Origin of the sequence: Microbacterium resistens (assembly GCF_031456305.1) — a bacterium.
In the GTDB taxonomy this organism is placed as follows: domain Bacteria; phylum Actinomycetota; class Actinomycetes; order Actinomycetales; family Microbacteriaceae; genus Microbacterium; species Microbacterium resistens_A.
The window spans coordinates 44891-69156 of record NZ_JAVDUM010000006.1 but is presented as its reverse complement, the minus strand read 5'-3'; the positions used below and the strand labels follow the sequence as shown (position 1 = coordinate 69156).

Below are 24266 nucleotides of genomic sequence, written 5' to 3'. Positions count from 1 at the left end.
GTCAGGCCGAGCCGACGACGCCCGTGACGTCCGTGCCGTCCACGTCCGCGCGCTCCACGTCCGGCGCCCCGGGACGACGTTCCGCCTCCTGCGGCCTCGGACGGCGTCGCCGCGGCGCCCGTCGCCCGATCCATCGGCCGAGGTGCAGTTGGACGAACAGCGTCACCACCCCGGCGATGAGGAGGCCTGCGATGTTCACCAGGAGCTGGACCGCCGAGCCGAGGGCCTCATCCCATGCGCCGACCGCGAGGGTCAGCCCGATGGTGCCGACGGCGGGGACCGTGGTGATCGAGATGAACACCCCGACGAGCGCCGACGACTTCGCCGTCGTCAGGGACAGTACCCCCGCGATGCCCGCGAGGAGCGCGATGATGAACGACCAGATGTCGGGCGACACGATGAACTCGGTCGCGGGCCCCGTCGTCGCCTGCTCGACGGTGATGAGGCCGAGCCCGAAGGCGGCGGCCCACACGCCCCAGGCGATGAGCGCGCACGCGACGAAGCCACCGACCAGCGTCCCGAGCGCCGATCCCGCGATCCCGCGCCGACGACGGACGACGGCGTAGCAGATCGCCGCGATCGGGGCGAACTCCGGGCCGACGACCATGGCGCCGATGATGAGGATCGGCTGGTCCAGGAGGCGTCCGATCCCGGCGATCAGCGTGGCCAGGAGCAGGAAGACGAAGAAGGAGACCGATGGGCGGGCGTCCTCGCGGGACCTGTCGGCCAGCTGCGCCCAGAGCACCCCGTCCGACGGATGTCCCGGCGCCGCCTCCTCGGCGGCCATGGCGGCGTCGGAGACCACCGTGAGCGGCTCCGACACCACGATGCTCCCCTGCGCCGGAACGCCGGAGTGACGCAGCAGGCGCATGATGTTGTTCGCGTTCTCCCGCGCCATCTCGAACACGAGGACGTCGCCCCGTCCGTCGAGGGCGGCATCGGGGATCACGACGAGATCGCAGACCGTCGGCTCCTCCGAGAGCCGGTCGCGGAGCGAGCGGCTGAGCTCGCGGGGGGCGGTGACGCGCACGGACAGCATGCCGCCATCATCTCGCCGGACGGGCCGCGGCGCCGGATCGGACTCATGAGGCCACGCGTGTCGCGCCCGTTCGGACGCGACGCACGTGTCGGCGGCCGACCGTAGGCTGGAGGCATGCGCTTGGCCACCTGGAACGTCAACTCCATCCGCACCCGTGTCGCCCGCACCGTCGAGTTCGCCGTCCGCGAGGACATCGACGTGCTGGCCATGCAGGAGATCAAGTGCAAGCCGGAGCAGTTCCCCTATGGACCCTTCGCGGAGGCCGGCTATCACGTGGAGGTGCACGGCCTCAATCAGTGGAACGGCGTCGCGATCGCGAGCCGTGAGCCGATGACCGACGTCGCGACGTCCTTCGCCGGGATGCCCGGGTTCGCGAAGGGACATGAGGGTCCCGACGCCCCGCTCGAGGCGCGTGCGCTCGGCGCGACCATCGGCGGCGTCCGCGTCTGGAGCCTGTACGTGCCCAACGGCCGCTCGCTCGACGACCCGCATCTCGTCTACAAGCTGCACTGGCTCGACGCCCTGCGCACGGCCACCGCGGCCGAGATCGCCGCCAGCCCCGCCCGACCGCTGGCGCTGGTCGGCGACTTCAACATCATCCCGTTCGACGACGACAACGGCGACCCCGACATCGTCGTCGGCCGGTCCACGCACGTCTCCCCCGAGGAGCGCGCGGCGTTCTTCGCGTTGGAGGGAGCCGGCCTCACCGACGTGGTGCGCCCGATCCTTCCGCAGGGCTACACCTACTGGGACTATCAGCGGCTGAAGTTCCCGCGGAACGAGGGCATCCGGATCGACTTCGTCCTGGGCTCGCCGGCGTTCGCGGACGCGGTCACCGGCGCCTCCATCCACCGCGAGGAGCGCAAGGGCGAGCAGCCGAGCGATCATGTGCCCGTCGTCGTCGAGTTCGATCCGGCGAGCGGCGCGGAGGACGACGACGATCTGCCGATGATCTTCTCCTGACATGCCCGCGACTCCGGCGCTGCCCCGCCTCATCGCGACCGACCTCGATCACACGCTCCTCTCCGCCGACGGGGTCGTCACTCCGCGGACGCGAGCCGCGCTCGATGCCGCGCGCACTGCCGGGATCCTCGTCGTCCCCGTGACGGCGCGGCAGCCGATCGGGCTGCGCGAGGTCGCCGCCGGCGCCGCGTTCGAGGGCTGGGCGCTGTGCGGCAACGGCGCGTTCGGGATCCACCTGACCACCGGCGACCTGCTCTTTGCGCAGGAGATCCCCGCCGTCGTGCAACGCGAGATCGCCGATGCCCTGACCGTGGCCCTCCCCGGCGTGCTGTTCGCCAGCGTGCGCCACGCCGGCGAGCGCTTCGTCGCGCAGGAGGGCTACGCCGCGCTCGCCCGGCTCAGCGACCACAAGCGCGATCCACGGACCATGGGCGGCGCACCGCTCGCGGAGGTGGTCGCCGAACCCAGCCTGAAGCTCGTGATCCGCCATCCCGACGCCACCCTCGATGAGATCTTCGGCACGCTGCAGGGGCTGGGGCTCGCCGGATTCGAGGCGACGCTGTCCGGCGCACCGTTCGTGGAGGTGATGGCCGAAGGCGTCACCAAGGCCAGCGGGCTCGCGCAGCTGTGCGCACACCTCGGGATCGGGCGAGAGGAGGTCGTGGCCTTCGGCGACGGACTCAACGACCTCGAGATGCTGCGATGGGCGGGACGCGGGGTCGCGGTCGCCAACGCGATCGACGTGCTGCGCGACGCCGCCGACGAGATCGCCCCGCCCAACGACGAGGACGGCGTCGCCGTCACGATCGAGCGCCTCCTCGTCTGAGGCGCGGGCCTCGGGCTGCCGTCCCGTCCAGGCGCCCGCCGTCCCGCCGGGGGTCCGCCGTCCCGCCGGGGTCCGCCTGACCGCGAGACTGCAACTGCGTCACGAGACCGCACGAAAATCGCGCAGTCTGGGAACGCAGTTGCAGTCTCGCGGGCTGGGTCTGGGTCAGGGACGGGACCAGGCGGGCGGGTCAGGCGACGACGACCGGATCGATGTGGAAGGTGCGCGCGAAGCCGTCGAGCACCGACTCGTCGCCGCGCACGACGGCGAGGAGGTCCTGGGCGAGCGCCTCCGCGGGAGACACCTCGCCGGAGATCAGCAGCCGGATCCCCGGCCCCGCGACGATCACCGCCTCGGCGACGCCCTCGGGAAGGGCCCCGCTCACCGGCGGCGCCGGCGGCGCGAGCTGGGCGACGTCGAGAACGCCGCCTCGTACGCGGACCCGCAGCACGACGTCTCCGACGTGCAGCTCGACGTCGAGATCCTGCGCCTCGTCGTGCCGGAAGGAGGTGCGCAGGGCCATCGTCAGCGAGTCGGGCGTGACCTCATCGCCCTCCTCGGGGTCCCCCATCGCCTGGAAGCCCCAGCGCCCGAGCGCGAGGACGACCGGTTCCAGCGCCCGGCCGTAGGGGGTGAGCTCGTAGACGAGGCCGCAGTTCATGAGCGGCACCCGCCGGACGACCCCGCCCTCCTGCAGCTCCTTGAGACGAGTGGACAGGATGTTGGTGGGGATGCGCCGCAGGCCCTGCTTGAGATCGGTGTAACGCCGGGGCCCGACGAGCAGGTCGCGGATGATGAGCAGCGCCCATCGTTCCCCGACCAGCTCGACGGCCGTCGTCACTCCGCAGTACTGGCCGTAGCTGCGCGCGGCCATGTCAGGCGGACGCCGGGGCGCCGCCCTGCTCGGCGAGGTAGGCGTCGGGTCCCTGCTCGGCGGCCTGCTCGGACATGTAGACGAACTCGAGCACGTTGCCGTCCGGGTCCTCCAGGTCGCGCGAGTACATGAAGCCGAGATCCTGCGCCGGCCGCGGCTCGACCCCGCCCGCGGCGATCCCCCTGGCGAGCACGCCGTCGACGTCCTCGCGGGAGTCGCGGGAGAGGGCGACGAGCACCTGGGCGGCCTCAGCGGGATCGACGACGGTCTTGTCCGTGAAGCTCCCGAAGAACTCCCTGGTCAGGACCATGAAGAACACGTCGTCGCTCCAGACGATGCACGCGGCGTTCTCGTCGGTGAACAGCGGGTTGATGTCACAGCCGAGCGCGGTGTAGAACGCCTTGCTGCGGTCGAGGTCGGCGGTGGGCAGGTTGACGAAGATCTTGGTCACGATGGCTCCTTTGTCCGTGGATGGCCCCTGCGCCCGTCGACTCTCTCGTGTCCGCGGGCACTTCATGGACTCGTTCTTTCCGGGGACGGTCCTTGTGGACCGCTCCCGCCGGATCGGAGCCCCTCGCCCCGCCGACAGATTGATACTTGCAAAAAAACAACAACACTTGTCAATAGCAAGCACCAACCCCGCGCCCCTCCGACGCCCGTGTCCCACTTTTGGTTGCAGGTCGCCTCCGGAACGACAAGAACTGGGACACAGTCGCCGAGAAGTGGGACACGGCGACCCCAGGCCGAGGCGGCAAGCCAACTGAGCTCCCCAACGGGCTCGGCCTAGCCTCCGCGCCCCACCTCCGCATCCGCGCCCGCTCCGCCTCCATGCCCATGCCCATGCCCATGCCCGCCTCAATGTTCATGTCCCACTTTCTGTTGCGCAGGGCCCCGGAGACCACAGAAAGTGGGACACGGTCGCCCAGAACTGGGACACACTCGCCGAGAACTGGGACGGGGCCCACCCCCAGCCCGCCACGCCCGCGATCCGCCGTGCGGGGGATGCCGGGCGAGGACCGGGGCGCATACGGTGGTGGCATGCCGCCCATCGCGCCGTTCGCGCGCACCCCGACCGAGGGCGAGCGCCGCAACGACCTCTGGCTGGCGCTCGCGATGTTCGTCGGCTCGATCCTCAGCGCCGCGCTGTCCTCGATCGCGCAGATCTACGGCGACGAGCAGGCGCCCCTGTGGACCGCTCTGGTCTACACCCTCTTCACGGCGGCACCGCTCGCGCTGCGCCGCCGCTGGCCCGGAACCGTCGCTGTGCTCGTCGCCCTGGCGTACTTCGTCGGCGTCACTCTGCGCATCCCCGAGGTCTACGTCGGCAACATCTCGATGTTCATCGCGCTCTACACCGTCGGCGCCTGGATGGGCGACCGCCGCCGCGCGTTCCTGGTCCGCGTCGGGATCATCGTCGGGATGGCCGTCTGGCTGCTGATCGTGATGTACCGGAATGCGATCGACGAGGCCGACAAGGCCGATGTCGCCGCGGGCGCCCTGTCCCCGTTCCTCGCGTACATGATGCTGCAGATCCTGCTCAACGTCCTCTACTTCGGCGGCGCCTACTACTTCGGCGAGCGCACCTGGAACGCCGCGGCGCAGCGGGCGGCGCTCGAGCAGCGCACCTCGGAGCTGGAGAACGAGCGGGAGGTCACCGCCGCCCAGGCCGTGGCGCTGGACCGGGTGCGGATCGCGCGCGAGCTGCACGACGTCGTCGCCCATCACGTGTCGGTGATGGGCGTGCAGGCGGGCGCCGCGCGACTGACGATCGACCAAGACTCCGAGGCCGCGAAGCGGACCATGGCGGGCGTCGAGGAGTCCGCCCGCGAGGCGATCGACGACTTCCGCCGGATCCTGGAGACCCTGCGCGCCCCGGGGAACGAGAGCGACGATTCCCCGTCCACCGTCACCGTGGAGGACATCGGCGCCCTCGCGGCGTCCTCCTCCTCCGCGGGCCTCCCCACCGACTACACCGTGATCGGTGAGCCGGTCGCCGTCCCGTCGGTGACCGCCGTGAACCTGTACCGGATCGCCCAGGAGTCGCTGACCAACGCACGACGGCACGCGGGTCCGGACGCCCTGGCCGACGTGCGCGTGCGCTACACGGGATCCGCCGTCGAGCTCGAGGTGGTCAACACCGGCCGGATCGTCACAGGGCTCCGGCCAGGGCTCGGCCAGCTAGGCATGCGCGAGCGCGCGCTCGCCTCCGGCGGCACGATCGAGCTCACCCCGCGGCGCACCGGCGGCTTCCGGGTCCGCGTGTCCGTCCCGCTCGCCGGCCACCCCGGCACCACCACAGGAGCCCATCGATGACCGACCCCATCCGCGTCCTCCTCGTCGACGATCACGCCATGCTGCGCGCCGGGTTCCGCACGGTGCTCGATCTCCAGCCCGACATCGTCGTCGTGGGCGAGGCCGCAACAGGGACGGAAGCCGTCGCGAAGGCCGCCGCCCTCCGTCCTGATGTCATCACCATGGACGTGCAGATGCCCGACATGGATGGCCTGGACGCGACCCGGCTGATCGCCGCAGACCCGGGACTGGGCGCATCCATCGTGATCATCACGACGTTCGACCGGGACGACTACCTCTTCGCCGCGCTCGATGCCGGGGCCAGCGGCTTCCTCCTGAAGAACACCGGCCCTGAGGAGCTGATCGCCGCCGTGCGGGCCCTCGCCGCCGGAGACGGGATGCTCTCCCCCGAGGTGACCCGTCGGGTGCTCCGCCGGTTCGCCGACCCCGCGACGCCCGGTCCCGTACCGGCCTCCGGTACGGGGTCGGCCTCCGGTACGGGACCGGCGCCCCTCCCGGCCACATCCCTCCCGGCCACGTCCCTCCCGGTCACCGCGCTCCCGGCCTCGGACCTGACCGACCCCCTCACCGATCGCGAGGCCGAGGTGCTCCGTCTCGTCGCCGAGGCGTGGAGCAACGCCGAGATCGCCGCGGCGCTGTTCATCGGTGAGGCGACGGTGAAGACGCATGTGTCCCGCGTCCTGCAGAAGCTCGGAGCGCGGGACCGGGTGCAGGCTGTCGTCCTCGCCCATCGCCGGGGCCTGACCTCTCCCGCGCCGGATGCATCCGATCGGCCCGCATCCAGTCACCCCGTGCCCAGTCACCCCACATCCGATCACCCCTCGCGGTAGCCTCGGTTCCGTCCGCCACTTCGCGTCCGGGAGCCCGCCGGCGCCCGACACCGATCCCGAGGCCCGATGACCGACGACGTCCGCCCCGCCCCGTTGTCGCGGCCGATCATCGCCGGCATCGTCACGGCGCTCGTCGGCTTCACGAGCTCCTTCGCCGTGGTCCTCACCGGACTGACGGCCGTCGGCGCAACGCCCGGGCAGGCCGCGAGCGGCCTGCTGGCGCTGAGCATCGCGATGGGCGTCGCCTGCATCGTGCTCGCGGTCCGCTACCGGATGCCCATCACCGCCGCGTGGTCCACACCAGGCGCCGCGCTGCTCGCGACGGGCGCGGTCGACGGTGGCTGGCCGGCGGCCGTCGGCGCGTTCCTGGTCGTCGCGGCCCTCATCCTCCTGACCGCGCTGGTCCCCCGGATCGGCGCCCTCATCGGTGCGATCCCGCCCTCGATCGCCCAGGCGATGCTCGCCGGCGTGCTGCTGCCGCTCTGCCTGGCGCCGGTCACGGGCGCGGTCGCGAACCCCTGGGGAGTGATCCCGGTCCTCCTCGCCTGGCTGGTGTGCGCGCGGCTCGCGCCGCGATGGGCCGTCCCCGTCGCCTTCGCCGTGGCGACGATCGTGATCGCCATCGGCGTCGTGACCGGCGGCGCCTCGGTCGATCCCGGCATGCTGCTGCCGCACGTGGAACTCACTGCCCCGACCTTCACCGTCGGCGGGATCGTGGGGATCGCGCTGCCGCTGTTCGTGGTGACGATGGCCTCGCAGAACGTCCCCGGGGTCGCCGTCATGCGCAGCTTCGGCTACGAGGTCCCCTGGCGTCCGTCGATGCTGGTCACCGGGCTCGGCACGGCGCTCGCCGCGCCCGCCGGCGGTCACGCGATCAACCTCGCCGCCATCAGCGCAGCCCTCGCCGCCTCACCGGACGCGGACCCCGACGCACGGCGGCGCTGGGTGGCCGGCGCCTCCACGGGCGTCGCCTACCTCGTGCTCGGCGGGTTCTCCGCGGCCTTCGCGACGCTCGTCCTCCTCGCTCCGGACGCGGTGATCCCCGCCGTCGCGGGCCTCGCGCTGCTCGGCGCGTTCGGCGCCGCCGTGCAGCAGGCCATCGACGATCCGGGCGAGCGGATCCCGGCCGTCGTGACCCTCCTCGTCGCCGCGTCCGGCGTCGCCCCCTGGGGGATCAGCGCGGCATTCTGGGCGCTGCTTGCAGGACTCCTCGTGCGCGGCGTCCTCCACGCCGGCCGTCGCTGACCGCCCCTCGGCGATGGGCTCGCCCCGTGTCTCGCCATGATTCGTCTCGCCGTGGACTCGTCCGGCGCCAGAACTGCCCCGCCGTGGCAGTTCTGGCGGGTTCGCGGTCGCTTCAACCCACAGAAGGTGCCACGCCGGGGCAGCACCGTCACCCTGAAGGCACCCCACCATCCGGGCCCCACCCGCACACCCACCCACCCCGATCCCCCGGGCGACGGAGGGGCGCGGTCCGCCTCAAGGGGGATGTCCGCCGGCCGGGCGCTCCCTAGCGTGGAGGCATGACCACAGGCCTCCTCGACCTCACCGGCATCGCCAAGAGCTACGGCTCCCGACGCGTGCTCGACGACGTCTCCTTCCGGGTCGCCCCCGGCCGGCTCACCGGTTTCGTCGGCGGCAACGGCGCGGGCAAGACCACCACCATGCGGATCATCCTCGGCGTGCTCGCCGCCGACGGCGGGACGGTCGCGCTCGACGGCCGGCCGGTCACCACCGGCGACCGCCGCCGCTTCGGGTACATGCCCGAGGAGCGCGGCCTCTACCCGAAGATGAAGGTCCTGGAGCAGGTCGTCTACCTGGCGCGACTCCACGGCTTCGGCAAGATCGAGGCGACCGACCGGGCGACCGCGCTGCTGACGGAGCTCGGCCTCGGCGAGCGCCTCGACGACAAGATCGAGTCGCTCTCCCTGGGAAACCAGCAGCGCGCCCAGATCGCCGCGGCCCTCGTCCACGACCCGGAGGTCCTGATCCTGGACGAGCCCTTCTCGGGCCTTGACCCCCTCGCGGTCGACGTGGTCGCCGGCGTGCTGCAGACCCGCGCGGCACAAGGATCGTCGATCCTGTTCTCCTCGCACCAGCTCGACGTCGTCGAGCGCCTCTGCGACGACCTCGTGATCATCGCCGGCGGCACCGTGCGAGCGGCCGGATCCCGCGAGGAGCTCCGCGCGCAGCATTCCACCCTCCGCTACGAGCTGGCCACGGCGGGCGACGCCGGATGGCTCCGGACCGAGCCGGGCGTCACCGTCGTCGACTTCGAACGCGGGAACGCCGTGTTCGACGCCGACTCCCCCGAGACGGCGCAGCGGATCCTGCGCAGCGCGCTCGACCAGGGCGCCGTGCGCGCCTTCGCCCCGCAGCAACCCTCTCTCGCCCAGATCTTCAAGGAGGTCATCCAGTGACCGTTTCGTCCCCGACCGCACGGCGGTCCTCCGGCTCGATGAGCGCGGGCGGCGCCATCTGGCTCGTCGCGGAGCGCGAGATCTCGTCGAAGCTCCGCAGCAAGGCGTTCCTGATCTCCACCGGCATCCTGCTGCTGATCGCCCTCGCCGGCGTGCTGATCGGCGGCTTCACCAGCAAGGCGCCCTCCCAGACCGCGATCGCGGTGACGAGCGAGACGGCGGCGGCCGTTCAGGGCAACGAGAGCCTCAAGCCCACGCAGGCGGCCGACGCCGCGGAGGCCGAGAAGCTCGTCCGCGACGGCACCGTGGAGGCCGCCATCGTGCCGAGCTCGGACCCCACCTTCGGATACAAGGTGGTGGCGCTGGAGAACGCGCCGAACTCGCTCGTGATGTCCCTCGCGAAGACGCCTCAGGTCGAGATCCTCGAACCGTCCAAGACCAACGCGGCCCTGCGCTACTTCATCGCCATCGGGTTCGGCGTCGTGTTCCTCATGGCCGCATCGACGTTCGGCGGCACGATCGCGCAGAGCGTCGTCGAGGAGAAGCAGACGCGCGTCGTCGAGCTCCTCATCTCGGCGATCCCGACCAGGGCGCTGCTGGCCGGGAAGGTGATCGGCAACACGATCCTGGCGATGGCCCAGATCCTCGCCCTCGCCGCGATAGCCGTGGTCGGGCTCATGGTCACCGGGCAGAACGCCCTGCTCAGCGGGATCGGGGCTCCCATCCTGTGGTTCGCGATCTTCTTCCTGTTCGGGTTCATCCTGCTGGCCTCGCTGTTCGCCGCGGCCGCCGCGATGGTCTCCCGGCAGGAGGACATCGGCTCCACCACGATGCCGATCACGATGCTCGTGATGGCGCCGTACGTGCTGGTGATCGTCTTCAACGACAACCCGCTGGTGATGGCGATCATGTCGTACGTGCCGTTCTCAGCGCCGGTCGGGATGCCGATGCGCCTGTTCCTCGGCGACGCGCAGTGGTGGGAGCCGCTGCTGTCGCTGCTGATCCTGATCGCCTCGTGCATCGCGGCGATCGCGATCGCCGCGAAGATCTACGAGAACTCCCTGCTGCGCATGGGGGCGCGCGTCACGCTGGCGGAGGCGCTGCGCGGCTGAGCCGCAGCGCACCAGCGTGACACGCGGATGCCGCGACCGGGTTGCCGGTCGCGGCATCCGTCATTCGGGCCGGGAGCGAAGGCGCCGCAGCGCCCAGCGCCCGAGGAGGAGCACGACGACGAGCCCGAGCGCGCACATGCCCACCACCCCGTCGCTGGTCTCCAGGAACCCGGTGAGGAACGGGTGCGCGGCCTGCGTCGCCGCGTCGAACTCCCAGTACACGTCACTGCCGCGGACGGACGCCCCGTGCGCATGCCTGATGCCGTCGAGGTCGTGCGCGAGCGAGGGCCGCACCAGGCCGTTCAGCAGCACCCCGACGCCGAGCGGGCCGACGAAGCAGGCGAAGAAGCCGATGTCCGACCGGTCGAGACGACGGAGACGCCCTGCGCGCGCGGGCCGGGTGCGCTCGATCATCGTCACACCCCTCCCCTGCCGCACCCGCCGCATGCCGTCGGATCGATCCGACGGCCCATGGAACCATGCGAAGCCGGTGGCCGAGTAATCCTGCGACGCATTTCGCGATCGGGAATATGCATGCGCATGAATCGGTTGACGGTGGGGACGCGGACGAAGAGGTCCGGAGGAAACGAACGAACCGAAAGGCCGTACCCGCAATGAGCACTCCCGTCCTCGACCGCACCGCCCCCACCGAGCACCCCGTCCTCGACGTCCTCGCCGATCGCTGGAGCCCCCGCGCCTTCGACCCGCAGACGCCGATCGACGAGTCCAAGCTCGCCTCCGCGCTCGAGGCCGCTCGCTGGTCGCCGTCCGCCAACAACTCCCAGCCCTGGCGCTTCGTCGTCGCCCGTCGCGGCACCGAGCTGCACGACGGCATCCAGGCCGCCCTCATGGGCTTCAACCAGGCGTGGGCCGGGAACGCCGCCGTGCTGATCGTCGCGATCGCCGAGACCGCGAACGCGGAGGGCGCGCCCTACACGCACGCCGCCTACGACCTCGGCCAGGCCGTCGCGCACTTCTCGGTGCAGGCCCACCACGACGGTCTCGTCGTGCACCAGATGGCCGGATTCGTGCCCGACCAGATCCGCCAGCTCGTCGATCTCGACGAGCGCTTCGCCCCCACGACCGTGATCGCCGTCGGCGACCTCGGCGACGCCGCGGCCCTCCTCCCCGAGGCACTTCAGGAGCGCGAGGCCGCTCCTCGCGTCCGCCGCGCGCTCGACGAGACGATCGTCGCCAGCGCCTGATTCGACCACCCGAGCCCCCGGTCGCCCCGTCGGCCGGGGGCTCGGGCGTTCCCCGGGGACCCGTGTCGGTACCGTGTCCGCATGGGGGAACATGAACGGAGCCTGCGCGCTCCCACACCACAGCAGACGAACAGCGCTATCCGCCGGGGACGAAGCGACCTCGGCGCTGCGACCCTGGTGACGCTCTTCCTCACCGCCACCATGGGGTTCCTCTGGCTGAGTCTCTTCGACGCCGACAGCCGCGTCTTCGATCTCCCCCATCGACTCACCCTGTTCGGCGAACAGATCGGCCTCGTCGTCGGATCGGACCCGCCCCCCGAGTCGACGCCCGCCCCGGCCCCGGCACCGACGTCCGCACCGACGCCGGCCCCCGCCCCCGCCTCTGCGGCGGATCCGAGCATCGCCATCGGGCTCCTCGGCGGGTTCGGCGCCATCGCGATCGCCTCCGTCGTCGCGCTCGGCGGCGCCGTCCGGCAGCTCGAGCTCCTGCGCACGAGTCAGCCCGCCCTCGATCCCGGCCCGCACTCCCCGGTCCGGGCGCGCGAGGTCTCGCCCCCGCTCCGAGACGAGGATCCAGCCCTCGAATGGCTGCGCCGACGGTCCGCCGCACAGGCGGTGACCTTCGTGGAGCTCATGCTGCCCCTGCTCTCGGCGGCTTTCGCGTTGATCACCACCGCTTCCCTCGCCCTTGCCGGCCTTCAGGTGCTCTCCATCGCCGCCGGTCTCCTCACCGGCTTCCTGATCATCGAGTCGATCCGCTTCCTCATGGCTCTCGTCTCGCTCCAGCAACTGCAACTGGAGCCGATCCCCGAGCAGATAGCCGACAGGCTGAACCGGCTGGCCAGCCCCTCTGTTCTGCGCACGATCACCCTGTTCGCCCGGCGTCTGCTCGGTATCGCGGCGGTCGGGGCCACCATCGGCGTCTTCACCACCGAGAACGAGGACGGCGACGGGATCGTCGTCGCGCTCGTCATGGTCGGCCTCGCCGGGATCGCCATGGCGGCCGCCGGAGCGGCACGTGAGGCCCTGACGGAGTTCGGGCCGGGGCGATACCTCACCGTGACGATCTTCGCGTTCCTCCCCCTCGCCGTCCTCGGCATCCCCTACGGTTCCGCCGTGGCGTCCCTCGCCTCCTCGACCGGACGGGATGACCTCGGCTGGTGGGGCCTCGGCGTGCTCGCCCTCCTCCTGGTGCTCCTGATCGTCCGCGTGCTCGACGCGGCGGGAATCCCCGCCGCAACGTCCGGTGCGGTGATCCGCCGAGCATCGCTCCTCCCGCCCCCGCCTCGGCGACAGGGAGACAGGGTCGCGGCCTCCCTCGGATTCCTGCTCGCGGTCTCGACTCTGTCCGTCGTCCCCTACGGCTTCTCCCATCCCGCCGGCGCCGTGTCCGGCGCGCTGATCCTCCTCGGCCTCCCGCTCCTCGCCGTCGTCCGATGGTCCCGGTGGGGGTTGCGCCTCCTCGTCAGCGCGGGGGTACTCCTCGTTCTCGCGCTGCTCACCGTCGCCGGGGTGCTGCTGGGCGGGGACACGACCTCGCCGGCGCTGTGGGGCGGCTACGCGATGCTCCTGGCGTGCACGGTCCTCGCCGTGTCCTCCCGGCCGACCCGTTCGGGACTCCTGCTCACCGCCGCGGTCGATGCGGCCATGAGTGCCACCCGACACCGCACCGCAGTTCAGTGGCGTCGTCGGCTCAACCGGGTCGGCGTCGTCGAGGAGTCCGGGAATGAGAGCCCCCGCTACCGTGCGATCACGCAGACCGTCCACGCCGTCCTTCCAGCCCCGACCAGCCGATCCTTCCACCCCCACCTCCTCGACCACCCCCATCCGCCCGGCCGCCCCCATCCGCTCGACCACCCTCATCCGCTCGGCCGCCTCCGTCCGCCCGATGCCGAAGGCCCTCCCCCGATGGAGAGCGGCCCAGCGTTCCCGCCCCTCCGGCAATCCGCGACACCGCCGGAATGACCGCGCCGCTGCGCCCCCGCCCCCTAGGATCGGGGCCCATGGGTATGCCTCGGAGGGTGAAGAGCGTCGAGCAGTCGATCGCCGAGACGCAGGAGGAACGTCGGTCGCTCCGGCGCTCGCTGCGCACGGGCGATCTGGCCGTCATGGGGGTGGCGGTCGCCGTGGGGGCGGGGATCTTCTCCGTCGGGGCGGAGGCGTCCGCGCATCATGCGGGCCCCGCCGTGATCGTGTCGTTCCTGATCGCCGCGACCGTCTGCGGGCTCGCGATCCTCTGCTACGCCGAGTTCGCGTCGTCCATCCCGGTCGCCGGGTCCGCCTACACGTTCACCTACTCCACGCTCGGGGAGTTCCTCGCCTGGATCATCGGGTGGGACCTGATCCTCGAGATGCTGATGGCCTCGGCGGTGATCGCCAAGTACTGGGGCGTCTACCTCGGCACCTCGGTGTCCCTGTTCGACCTCGAGATCCCGATGACCATCCCGATCGGCCCGCTGTCGTTCGACTGGGGGCCCGTGGTGATCGTGGCGATCTTCTCGCTGCTCCTCGCGCTCGGCACGCGGCTGTCGAGCCGGGTCAACGCGGTGTTCACGATCATCAAGGTCGCGATCGTGCTGTTCGTCATCGTCGTCGGCTTCTTCTTCCTGAACCCGGCGAACTTCTCCCCCTTCGTCCCGCCGGCACGGCCCGGCCCCGCCGCCGACAGCGCGTGGACGCAGTCACTCTTCTCGTTCATGACCGGGGCTTCGCCCTCGGTCTACGGCGTGTTCGGGATCCTCAGCGGCGCGGCGCTCGTGTTCTTCGCCTTCATCGGCTTCGACGTCGTCGCGACCAGCGCCGAGGAGGCGAAGGACCCCAAGCGGACCGTGCCGCGAGGCATCCTGCTGGGTCTCGCCATCGTGACCGTGCTGTACGTGCTGGTCACGATCGTCATCACCGGGATGGTCTCCTACACCGAGCTCGCGAAACTGGAGGCGCCGTCGCTGGCGAGCGCGTTCGAGCTCGTCGGGGCGACCTGGGCCGCGCAGGTGATCTCGATCGGCAGTCTCGTCGGCCTCACGACCGTCGTGATGGTGCTGCTCCTCGGCCTCGCCCGCGTCGTGTTCGCGATGAGCCGGGACGGGCTGCTCCCCCGCGGGCTGAGCGTGACCGACCCGAAGCGCGGGACCCCGGTGCGGATCCAGCTGATCGTCGGCGTCATCATCGCGATCATCGCCGGCTTCACCGACGTCCAGGTACTCGGCGACATGATCAACATCGGGACGCTCTCGGCGTTCGTGCTGGTCTGCATCGGCGTGCCGATCCTCCGTCGCACACGCCCCGACCTGCAGCGCCCGTTCATGGTGCCGTTCTCGCCGTGGCTCCCCTGGATCGCGGCGCTCGCCTGCTTCTGGCTCATGCTCAACCTCAGCACCGAGACCTGGCTGCGGTTCGCCATCTGGCTCGCCCTCGGGCTGATCGTGTACTTCGGATATTCACGACGGCACTCGATCATCGGTCAGGAGCTCGCCGCCGACATGAAGTCCGGGGCCCGCACTCTCGGCGATCCCGGCCGCTGAGCGGGGGTTCTCCAGCCCGTGTCCCGCTAGGGGGCCCCGTGTCCCACTTCTGGGGGGCCGTGTCCCACTTCTGGCGGGCCGTGTCCCACTTCTGGCGGCCTGTGTCCCACTTTCGGTGGCCTATAGGCCCTCAATCCAACAGAAAGTGGGACACGGGCCACGGAAAGTGGGACACAAGGCTCGGACCCGAGGCGAGGCCGGACCCCGACCCCGGCTCTCAGTCCAACAGCTCGGCCTCGATGACCACATCGCCCTCCGGCGCGGGGCCCGTGCTGGTGAGGACGAGCCCCGATCCGTCCACGGACACGTCGACCCGCACGACGTCGCCGTCCCGCACCGTGCCGGACAGCAGCGCGGTGGCCAGGCGGTTCTGCACCTCGGTCTGGATGAGGCGACGCAGCGGACGCGCACCGAACACCGGGTCGTACCCGCGCTCGGCCAGCCACGACCGCGCATCCGGGGTGACCGCCAGCGTGAGCCGCCGGTCGCGCAGCCGCTTCTGCAGCTGGTCGACGGCGAGCTCGACGATCTGCGCCAGGTCGTCCTCGCTCAGCGCCTGGAACATCACGATGTCGTCGAGCCGGTTGAGGAACTCCGGACGGAACGACTGCCGCACGAGCGCCATCACCGCGTCCCGCTTGTCGTCGGGCGACATCGTCGGGTCGATCAGGATCGGCGAGCCGATGTTGCTGGTGAGGATCAGGATGACGTTCGTGAAGTCGACCGTCCGCCCCTGGCCGTCGGTGAGGCGCCCGTCGTCGAGCACCTGCAGCAGCACGTCGAACACCTCGGGGTGCGCCTTCTCCACCTCGTCCAGCAGGACGACGCCGTACGGACGGCGGCGCACCGCCTCGGTGAGCTGACCGCCCTGCTCGTAGCCGACGTACCCGGGAGGGGCCCCGACCAGCCGTGACACGGAGTGCTTCTCCCCGTACTCGGACATGTCGATGCGCACCATGGCGTGCTCGTCGTCGAAGAGGAACTCCGCCAGCGCCTTGGCCAGTTCCGTCTTGCCGACACCGGTGGGGCCCAGGAAGAGGAAGGATCCGGTGGGCCGCCCGGGGTCGCTGATCCCGGCGCGGGAGCGGCGGACGGCGTCGGAGACGGCCTTCACCGCCTCCTTCTGCCCGATGAGTCGTCGGCCGAGCTCGCTCTCCAGGTGCAGCAGCTTCTCGGTCTCGCCCTGCATCAGGCGCCCGACGGGGATTCCCGTCCAGGCGGAGATGACACTGGCGATGTCCTCCTCGGTGACCTGGTCGCCGACCATCCGCTCCTCGTCGCCCTCGGCGCGCTCGGCATCGTGCAGCTCGCGCTCCAGCGCGGGGATCTCGGCGTAGAGGAGGCGCGAGGCCTTCTCCAGGTTCCCCTCGCGCTGCGCGCGCTCCGCCTCGATCCGCGCCGCGTCGAGACGGGTCTTCAGATCGCCCACCCGGTTCAGCGTCGAACGCTCCTGCTCCCAGCGCGCCTGCAGCTCATCGAGGCGGGCCTGCTCGGAGGCGAGGTCGTCGCGGAGCTTCGCAAGGCGCTCCTTCGACGCGGCGTCCTTCTCCCTCTTCAGCGCCAGCTCCTCCAGCTTCAGCCGATCGACGTGACGGCGCAGCTCATCGATCTCGAGCGGGGCCGAGTCGATCTCCATCCGAAGCCGGGAGGCCGCCTCGTCGATCAGGTCGATCGCCTTGTCCGGCAGCTGACGGCTCGGGATGTAGCGGTGGGAGAGCCCGGCCGCGGCGACCAGCGCCCCGTCCGAGATCGCCACCTTGTGGTGCGCCTCGTAGCGCTCCTTGAGACCGCGGAGGATCGCGATCGTGTCCTCGACGCTCGGCTCGCCGACGTAGACCTGCTGGAACCGGCGCTCCAGCGCCGCGTCCTTCTCGATGAACTCCCGGTACTCGTTGAGCGTCGTGGCGCCGATCAGCCGCAGCTCGCCTCGGGCGAGCATGGGCTTGAGCATGTTGGAGGCCGCGACAGACCCCTCGCCGCCGCCTGCGCCCATGAGCACGTGCAGCTCGTCGATGAAGGTGATGACCTGGCCGTCGGACTCGGTGATCTCCTTGAGCACGCTCTTCAGCCGCTCCTCGAACTGCCCGCGGTACATGGCGCCCGCCACGAGAGCGGAGATGTCCAGCGCGACGAGCTCCTTGCCCTTCAGCGACTCGGCGACGTCGCCGGCGACGATGCGCTGCGCCAGCCCCTCGACGACCGCCGTCTTGCCGACGCCGGGCTCGCCGATCAGCACCGGGTTGTTCTTGGTGCGACGTGTGAGCACCTGGCTCACCCGCCGGATCTCGCCGTCCCGGCCGATCACGGGGTCGAGCTTGCCCTGCCTCGCTCGATCGGTCAGGTTGATGCCGAACTGCTCGAGGGCGCTCTGCTGGTCTTCATTCGCGGGCGTGGTCATCCGTCCTCCTGGTCTCTCCTTCTGATCCTGCGTGGATCGATCCCGATCCAAACTTGAGTTCTGTTGGCTCAAGTTTATCAGGAGGGCTGATCGAGCGCCAGGGCGGAACCGCACACCGGCACGGTTTCCTCGCCCGGCGCCGTGGGTCGGTTTTGTCGGCCCGATCCAACTTTGAAGGACCGATCCGGACATACGGTCCGACCAGGGTGCATCCATCCGACAAACGCGCTGCTGGGCCGGCCCCGCCAACCCCGTCGGCGCATTCCAACCGCGAAGGATCCATCCAACCTTGAAGGCTTGATCCAACTTTGAAGGACCGATCCGCGGGAATGATCCGACCAAAGTGCATCCATCCGACCGCGTGAGTGCACGCCTCGCCGGACTGACCCCCGGCAACTCGATCCAGTTCCGAAGGACCGATCCAACTTTGAAGGACCGATCCGGACATACGGTTCGATCAGGGTGCATCCATCCGACAAACGCGCACCCGCACCCCGCCCCAGGCCGCGACCCCGACCCCGACCGAGACCTGAGCCCGCCTCGCTCAGATCACTGGCCCTCGGAGCTCGCCGGACCCCGGAGCGTCGCCACGGCGTCCCACAGGGCGGCAGCGACATCCTGCTTGGCCCCCACGGCCTCGGCGACGATCGTCCCGTCGGGTCCCACGATCTCGACGGCGTTGTCCGCGCGCTCGAACCCGTGCTCGGCATCGGCGAGATTGACGGCGAGGAGGTCAGCGCCCTTGCGCTCCCGCTTGCGGCGCGCCCGCACGCGACGCGCCGCCGGGTCGGTCAGCGTCTCGGCCGCGAACCCGACGAGCACCTGCCGCGCGGGCGCCGACCCCGCGGCCCGGGATGCGGCGAGCGCCGCGAGCACGTCCTCGTTCTCGACCAGCTCGATCCGCTCCAGCCGGCCGCCCTCCTTGGTCAGCTTCTGATCCGAAGCCGTCGCGGGCCGGTAGTCGGCCACGGCGGCGGCCATCACCACCACGTCCGACACTTCCGCCTCCTCCTTCATCGCGGCGCCGAGCTCCGCGGCGGTGCCGACGGGCCGGATGCGGATACGAGGATGGAGCGCCGCGGTCAGCACGTCGGCGCCGACGTTCGCGGCGACCAGCACGACATCCGCCCCGCGGTCCGCGGCCTCATGAGCCACTGCGACGCCCTGGCGACCGCTCGACCGGTTCCCGAGGAAGCGCACCGGATCGATCGGCTCCCGCGTACCGCCCGCCGAGACGGCGACCCGCAGTCCCGCGAGATCCTGCGGGGCGACGACCGCGAGCGCACGCTCGACGATGCTCTCCGGCTCGCTCATCCGGCCCGGTCCGCTGTCCCCGCCGGCGAGCTCTCCGTCCTCCGGTCCGACGATCACGACGCCGCGTGCGCGGAGAGTCGCGATGTTGGCCTGCGTGGCCGGATGACGCCACATCTCCGCGTGCATCGCCGGGGCGATCACGACCGGGGCCTCGGTGGCCAGGAGCGTCGTGCCGAGGAGGTTGTCCGCGATACCGGCCGCCATCCGCGCGATCGTGTTCGCCGTCGCCGGCGCGACGATCACCAGGTCAGCGCCCTGCCCGAGCGCGACATGCCGCACGCGAGCCACATCGTCGTGGACGCTGGTCGTGACGGGGTGGCGGCTGATCGCCTCCCAGGTCGGCGCGCCGACGAAGCGCAGCGCGTCCTCGGTCGGGACCACGGTGACAGCGTGCCCCGCCTTGACCAGCAGGCGCACCGCCTGGACCGTCTTGTATGCGGCGATGCCTCCGGAGACTCCCACGACGATGTCCACCCCTCGATTCTGCCCGACGGCCGCCCGCATCGGCGCTCCGGGATCCGACCCGCTCGCGCCGGCCGTCGTCCCTGCCGCCTTCTTCCGCCGCTTCCGTCGCCGCTGCCTCCGGTCGCCGTCCCATCGCCGCTGCTCTCGTCTCCGGCCCCGTCTCCCCCGCACCCGCCTCCCGCGCGGGCGGCCCGAGGCATCGCGCCCGACCTAGACTTGCCGGCGTGTGCACTGTTGTCATCGAGGTCGGCGCAGGAGGCTCGTCGCGGCTGCTCGCGGTCCGGGACGAGGATCCGATGCGGGAGTGGGACGCGCTCGGCCCGTGGTGGCCCGAGCAGCATCCCCGCGTGATCGGGATCCGCGATCGACGGGCCGGCGGCGCCTGGCTCGCGGCCGACCCCGAGACCCGACGCCTGGCCGTCCTCCTGAATCGTGCCGACGTTCTGGGCCTCCCCGAGGATCAGGTGCTCTCCCGCGGCGGGATCGTGCTCGAATCCGTCGCTGGTCGCTCTCCGTCGACGGCGGACGGCGCCCTCCGCACGCACGGCTTCAACCTGCTGGAGGTCACGCCGACCGGCGCGCGCGTGCTGTCCTGGGACGGCTCGACGCTACGCGAGACCGCGGTCCCGCCCGGCGTCCACATGATCGCGCACGACGACCTGGACGATCCCGACACCGCGCGGATCGCCCGCTGGCTCCCCGCGTTCCGCGAGCGGGTCGGCGGGGATGCCCCGTGGCCGGGAGCCTGGCTGGACCTCCTCGCCGAGACCGCCGAGCTCGACCCCGCGGATGATCGCGCGATCATCCGCGACAACCGTCCGCACGGCTACCCGACGCAGTCGCTGCTCTTCTGCCTCGCCGACGTCTCCTCCGACGGCATCGAGATCCGCGACGAGACCCTGCCCCGCCCCGGCCACTGGCTCTCCTGATCCGGCCTTAGGGCTCCCCGCCCGGGCGGGCCTCGCCTCCTGCGCCCGCTTTCTGCGGCCACCCTCTGTGCCCGCCTTCTTGGGCCCGCCTTCTTTATGCCCCGAGGTGGCAGTTCTTGTGGGTTCAGGACCCTCTCAACCCACAAGAACTGCCACGCCGGGGCTTCTCCGACGGGCATGCTGCGATCCAACGAGGGAACCCTGTCACCCCGTCGGATCAAGAACACCCTGTCGGACCGATTCGGCTGAATCGTCCGACAGATGTGCAAACGTCCTGCAACACGCCAACCGCTGCACCTCACCCACCCACCCTCAGGCGAGGACGGGCTCCATCTCGGCCGCCAGGCAGCTGAAAGTGGCCCGGTACGCCGTGGGGTTCGTGCCGAGCACGCGGGCGAAGTTCTGCCGCAGCACGGCAGCCGACCCGAATCCGCACTCCTCGGCGATCCGGTCGACGCCCAGGTCGGTCCCCTCCAGCAGCCGTTGCGCGTGGATCACACGCTGACGGGTGAGCCAGGCCGCGGGCGACATGCCGTGCTCGGCCTTGAACCGCCGGGCGAACGTGCGCGGCGACATGTGCGCGTGGGCGGCGAGGCGCTCGACCGAGAGGTCGCCGCGCAGATTGTCCATCGCCCATTCGGTGAGCTCGGCAAGAGACGCGCCGGTGACGACGGGGATCGGGCGGTCGATGTACTGCGCCTGGCCTCCATCGCGCTGCGGCGGCACCACCATCCGTCGCGCGACCTTGTTCGTCAGCTCCGCGCCGAGCTCGATCCGCAGCAGCGACAGGCACGCATCGATCCCCGCCGCCGTCCCCGCGCTGGTGATGAACCGTCCATCGTGCACGAACAGCACATCGGGGTCGACCTCGATCTGCGGATACATGCGCGCGAGCACGTCGGCGTACATCCAGTGCGTGGTGACCTTCCGCCCGTCGAGGACGCCCGCCGCCGCCAGCGCGAAGACGCCGCTGCACTCGCTGATCATCCAGGCGCCGCGCGCGGCCGCCCCCTGGATCGCCGCGATCAGCCGCGGATCGACCGCCACCCAGCTCTCCTGCGGGAAGGGACAGACGACCACGACGTCCGCCTCCGCGACGAACGAGAGGTCGCCGACCCCGCCCACCGTGAAGCCCAGCTTCGATGGCACGTCACCCGCGTCGGCGGACACGACCCGGAAGTCGAAGTTCGGAACGCCGTCGTCGGTGCGGTCCAGTCCGAAGACCTCGCAGGCGATGCCGAACTCGAAGGGTGAGAACCCCGGCTGGATGATGCATGCGATGGTCTTCATCGACACCCCTGTCCGCCATTCCTCGCGGCGGGCGAGGTTGGCACTTTTCCTGCGAACACTGTCCATCCTGCCACTCGTGGCGGAATCAGCGCAACCGTAGCGTTTCTGCCATGTTCATCGTCATCCTCATCGCCGCCGTCGCGATCTGGGGCGGGGTCGCGACCATCGTCGAACTCCGCCGAGACGGCCACCGTGCCATCCCGACCGACTGGGCCCGGCTGCCCGGCGACCCCGCCGGGCGCGGTCAGCGCCGCAGAACCCGCTCGTAGACCTCGATCATCGCCGCCGTCCGGGAGGACTGCCGGAACATCGCGGCGACCTCCGGATCCGGCGCCGGAGCCGTCCCGTTCGCGATGTCGTCCGCCGCGACGCGCAGGGTCCGGGCGAGCGCCGCGATCCTGGCCTCCTCGGAGCCCTCGGCGTCCGGCACCGCCCACAGCCCGCCGCGGAGCTCTCCCGCGATGTCGGGATCGCTCACGACGGTCGGCGTGCCCAGCGTCGCGGCCTCGAACGGGGTCATCCCCTGGGTCTCGAAGCCGATCGAGGTCTGCACGACCGCATCGGCGTCCGCCATCCTCGCGAGCACCCCGGCGTACGGCAGACGGCCGAGGAAGCGGATGCCCGGCCGCACGGCGCGGGCGGCGATCCGCTCGGCGGCACGGAGCTGCCCTCCCCCGCCGACGATCTGCACCTCCGCATCCACATCGGAGGCGACGACCGCCTCCAGGAACGGGAGCAGACGCTTCTCCGGGCTCATCCGGCCCAGCCAGACGAACCGTGGGCGACCGGGCGACCGCTCCGCCGGCGCGGCCGAGAGCACCTCCGCGAGCACGTCGTCGTCGATGCCGTTCCAGACCACGTCGACGGGACGGAACACCCCGTGCTCCTCCAGACGCCGCGCGAAGTGCCCCGACGGGGCGGTCACCGCGAGCGACTCGGCGGCGATCCCGCGGAGATAGCCCCAGCCCCCGCCGTCGGCCGGCTGATCCCCGATGCCCCGTAGCGCCCTGCGCCGCCAGGAGTTGAGTGCGGCGAGCACGGGACGGTGCAGCGGCGTGACCGCGGCGATGCCCACGTCCACCCGGTTGTGCATCGTGTGCACGGCGGGGATCCCGTGCCGGTGCGCGAAACGATGCCCGATGAACGCGCCCCAGAAGTCGGCCTGCACGTGCACCAGGTCCACGGGCGGCCTCGATGCGAGCGCCCGGTCGAGGAGGCGGTCGGCCCGGCGGCCCGGCCACGTCATCGCGTACTCGCGATCGAGCGTGATCGGCAGGGACGGCAGATCCAGATACGCGGGATCGGCGGGCTCCGTCCTCCGGAGCTCCGCGAGCCGCGGACCGTGCATCCGCGGGGCGACGACCGTGACCGTGTGCCCGGCGCGCTCCAGGTACCGCCGTTGCAGGCGCATCGACACCTGCGCGCCGCCGAGGGACTCGAGGTGCTGATCGCCGAAGAAGACGATGTGCACGGCTACTCCGGCAGTGGTTCGCCGCGGTACAGCGCCTCGAACGTGTCGAGGGTGCGGTTGATGTCGTGCACCGCGACGCCGGCGAGCGACGCCTTCTGCATGCTCTCGTACTGGGCAGGATCGGCGGTGAGGACGTCGGTGAGACGCGCAGCGACCGCCTCGACGTCTCCGGGCGGGAAGAGGTAGCCGTTCTCACCGTCGTGGACCAGGTGCGGCAGGGCCACCGCGTCGGCGGCGACCACGGGCAGGGCCGAGGCCATCGCCTCCATCGTCGCGATCGACTGCAGCTCGGCGATCGAGGCGATCGCGAAGACCGAGGCCCGCGAGTACAGGGCGCGCAGCTGCGCGTCCGGGATGCGGCCGTGGAAGACGACCCGGTCATCGATGCCCAGCTCGCGGGTCAGGTTCTCGAGGTTCTTGCGCTGGTCTCCGCCGCCCACGACATCGAACGAGACGTCGAGCGCGGGGTCGAGCAGGGTGATCGCGCGGAGGATCACGTCGATCTGCTTCTCAGCCGTCAGCCGGCCGACGAAGATGATGCGGTTCTTCTCCCGCGGGCCGACCACCGGATCGTAGTTGGAGCGGTCGATGCCGCAGCTGATCGGGATGACCGCGCCGACGTCGATCGTGCGCTCCAGGAAGTCCGCGGCCTTGCGGGTCGGCGTCGTCACCGCCCGGGTGAGGGCGAACGTACGCTCGGCGTCGTCCCAGGCGAGCTTGACGATCAGCCGGTCCAGGAACGCCGGGAGGGCGGTGTGGTCGAGGATGTTCTCGGCCATCACGTGGTTGGTGGCGATCACGGGGATGCCCCGCTTCGCCGCGATCCGGGAGAGCCCGCGACCGATCACGATGTGCGACTGGATGTGGACGACGTCGGGGCGGACCTCGTCGAGCACCTTCCGGGCGTAGTGCTTCGAACGCCAGGGCCAGACGAAGCGCAGCCAGTCGTGCGGGGCCCAGCGCACCGACGGCAGCCGGTGCAGGGTCATGGCCTCGCCCTCGATGACCTCGGTGCGGGCGCGGGCGGTGCGGTACACCTGGTTCGGCGCCATGACGTGCACGTCGTGTCCGCGCTGGACGAGGCCGGCGGCCAGACGCTCGGCGAAGCGCGCCGCGCCGTTGATGTCCGGCGAGAACGTGTCGCAGCCGATGAGGATGGTCAGCGGCTCGGTGGGGACGGCCCGGGAGCCGGATTCGGCCGCGGTCGGATGGTCGTCGGGAGAAGTCACGTGTGCTGCCTTTTCTTGGCCTCGGACAGGGGTTGTCGCCGGGGTCGGGCGCTGGCCACTCTACCCG

The 24266-nt window shown here is 71.1% G+C and carries 21 protein-coding genes; 12 read left to right on the top strand and 9 right to left on the bottom strand.

Features of this window, described 5'->3' with window-relative positions:
* Position 1 precedes the first annotated feature (1 nt).
* A complete protein-coding gene (locus J2Y69_RS08225; RefSeq protein ID WP_310019448.1) occupies positions 2–1039 on the bottom strand; it encodes a DUF389 domain-containing protein in 1038 nt (345 codons plus the stop codon).
* Between the two features lie 114 nt (positions 1040–1153).
* On the opposite strand from J2Y69_RS08225, the gene J2Y69_RS08220 reads away from it, so the two are divergent.
* On the top strand, positions 1154–2002 hold the full coding sequence (locus tag J2Y69_RS08220) for an exodeoxyribonuclease III (protein WP_310019446.1): 849 nt from the start codon (positions 1154–1156) through the stop codon (positions 2000–2002).
* A gap of 1 nt (position 2003) precedes the next feature.
* Positions 2004–2828, top strand: coding sequence for an HAD family hydrolase (locus tag J2Y69_RS08215; protein ID WP_310019444.1), 825 nt, complete (start codon positions 2004–2006; stop codon positions 2826–2828).
* Positions 2829–3018: 190 nt separating this feature from the next.
* On the opposite strand, the gene J2Y69_RS08210 is transcribed toward J2Y69_RS08215, so the two are convergent.
* Together J2Y69_RS08210 and J2Y69_RS08205 are read right to left on the bottom strand one after the other, a co-directional pair.
* A complete protein-coding gene (locus J2Y69_RS08210; RefSeq protein ID WP_310019442.1) occupies positions 3019–3702 on the bottom strand; it encodes a winged helix-turn-helix transcriptional regulator in 684 nt (227 codons plus the stop codon).
* A gap of 1 nt (position 3703) precedes the next feature.
* On the bottom strand, positions 3704–4156 hold the full coding sequence (locus J2Y69_RS08205; RefSeq protein WP_310019721.1) for a VOC family protein: 453 nt from the start codon (positions 4154–4156) through the stop codon (positions 3704–3706).
* Positions 4157–4740: 584 nt separating this feature from the next.
* Here J2Y69_RS08205 and J2Y69_RS08200 point away from each other — a divergent pair.
* The 5 genes from J2Y69_RS08200 to J2Y69_RS08180 all read left to right on the top strand — a co-directional run bounded on the left by J2Y69_RS08200 (position 4741) and on the right by J2Y69_RS08180 (position 10377).
* Entirely contained in the window at positions 4741–6015 is a 1275-nt protein-coding gene (locus tag J2Y69_RS08200) for a sensor histidine kinase (protein ID WP_310019440.1), read from the top strand.
* Positions 6012–6845, top strand: a complete 834-nt coding sequence (locus J2Y69_RS08195; RefSeq protein ID WP_310019438.1) for a response regulator transcription factor — start codon at positions 6012–6014, stop codon at positions 6843–6845. Before J2Y69_RS08200 ends, J2Y69_RS08195 begins: the two co-directional genes overlap by 4 nt.
* A gap of 66 nt (positions 6846–6911) precedes the next feature.
* Positions 6912–8090, top strand: a complete 1179-nt coding sequence (locus J2Y69_RS08190) for a benzoate/H(+) symporter BenE family transporter (RefSeq protein WP_310019436.1) — start codon at positions 6912–6914, stop codon at positions 8088–8090.
* 278 nt (positions 8091–8368) lie between these two features.
* Positions 8369–9265: an ABC transporter ATP-binding protein gene (locus J2Y69_RS08185; RefSeq protein WP_310019434.1), complete on the top strand. Its 897-nt coding sequence runs from the start codon at positions 8369–8371 to the stop codon at positions 9263–9265.
* Positions 9266–9303: 38 nt separating this feature from the next.
* On the top strand, positions 9304–10377 hold the full coding sequence (locus J2Y69_RS08180) for an ABC transporter permease (RefSeq protein ID WP_310019719.1): 1074 nt from the start codon (positions 9304–9306) through the stop codon (positions 10375–10377).
* A gap of 60 nt (positions 10378–10437) precedes the next feature.
* Here the strand turns inward: J2Y69_RS08180 and J2Y69_RS08175 are convergent, their stop codons facing one another.
* Positions 10438–10791, bottom strand: coding sequence for a hypothetical protein (locus J2Y69_RS08175; protein ID WP_310019432.1), 354 nt, complete (start codon positions 10789–10791; stop codon positions 10438–10440).
* A gap of 200 nt (positions 10792–10991) precedes the next feature.
* Here J2Y69_RS08175 and J2Y69_RS08170 point away from each other — a divergent pair, with 200 nt between their 5' ends.
* The 3 genes from J2Y69_RS08170 to J2Y69_RS08160 all read left to right on the top strand — a co-directional run bounded on the left by J2Y69_RS08170 (position 10992) and on the right by J2Y69_RS08160 (position 15103).
* Positions 10992–11582 carry a nitroreductase family protein gene (locus J2Y69_RS08170; RefSeq protein WP_310019429.1) on the top strand — a complete coding sequence of 197 codons (591 nt, stop codon included), beginning with the start codon at positions 10992–10994 and terminating at the stop codon, positions 11580–11582.
* Positions 11583–11663: 81 nt separating this feature from the next.
* Positions 11664–13547 (top strand): hypothetical protein, encoded by a 1884-nt coding sequence (locus J2Y69_RS08165; RefSeq protein WP_310019427.1) that lies wholly within the window; start codon positions 11664–11666, stop codon positions 13545–13547.
* 38 nt (positions 13548–13585) lie between these two features.
* On the top strand, positions 13586–15103 hold the full coding sequence (locus J2Y69_RS08160) for an APC family permease (RefSeq protein ID WP_310019425.1): 1518 nt from the start codon (positions 13586–13588) through the stop codon (positions 15101–15103).
* 217 nt (positions 15104–15320) lie between these two features.
* Here the strand turns inward: J2Y69_RS08160 and J2Y69_RS08155 are convergent, their stop codons facing one another.
* Together J2Y69_RS08155 and coaBC are read right to left on the bottom strand one after the other, a co-directional pair.
* Positions 15321–17501, bottom strand: coding sequence for an ATP-dependent Clp protease ATP-binding subunit (locus J2Y69_RS08155; RefSeq protein ID WP_310019423.1), 2181 nt, complete (start codon positions 17499–17501; stop codon positions 15321–15323).
* 549 nt (positions 17502–18050) lie between these two features.
* Positions 18051–19289: a bifunctional phosphopantothenoylcysteine decarboxylase/phosphopantothenate--cysteine ligase CoaBC gene (coaBC, locus tag J2Y69_RS08150; RefSeq protein WP_310019421.1), complete on the bottom strand. Its 1239-nt coding sequence runs from the start codon at positions 19287–19289 to the stop codon at positions 18051–18053.
* A gap of 215 nt (positions 19290–19504) precedes the next feature.
* Here coaBC and J2Y69_RS08145 point away from each other — a divergent pair, with 215 nt between their 5' ends.
* Positions 19505–20209, top strand: a complete 705-nt coding sequence (locus J2Y69_RS08145; RefSeq protein ID WP_310019418.1) for an NRDE family protein — start codon at positions 19505–19507, stop codon at positions 20207–20209.
* Positions 20210–20521: 312 nt separating this feature from the next.
* Here the strand turns inward: J2Y69_RS08145 and J2Y69_RS08140 are convergent, their stop codons facing one another.
* A complete protein-coding gene (locus J2Y69_RS08140) occupies positions 20522–21499 on the bottom strand; it encodes a GlxA family transcriptional regulator (RefSeq protein ID WP_310019416.1) in 978 nt (325 codons plus the stop codon).
* Positions 21500–21609: 110 nt separating this feature from the next.
* On the opposite strand from J2Y69_RS08140, the gene J2Y69_RS08135 reads away from it, so the two are divergent.
* Entirely contained in the window at positions 21610–21768 is a 159-nt protein-coding gene (locus tag J2Y69_RS08135; RefSeq protein WP_310019413.1) for a hypothetical protein, read from the top strand.
* On the opposite strand, the gene J2Y69_RS08130 is transcribed toward J2Y69_RS08135, so the two are convergent.
* Entirely contained in the window at positions 21744–22970 is a 1227-nt protein-coding gene (locus J2Y69_RS08130) for a glycosyltransferase family 4 protein (protein ID WP_310019411.1), read from the bottom strand. The two genes, J2Y69_RS08135 and J2Y69_RS08130, sit on opposite strands and share 25 nt — an antisense overlap.
* Before the next feature lie 2 nt (positions 22971–22972).
* Complete coding sequence (locus J2Y69_RS08125; protein ID WP_396653060.1) at positions 22973–24199, bottom strand: glycosyltransferase; 1227 nt, start codon at positions 24197–24199, stop codon at positions 22973–22975.
* Between the last annotated feature and the right edge of the window lie 67 nt (positions 24200–24266).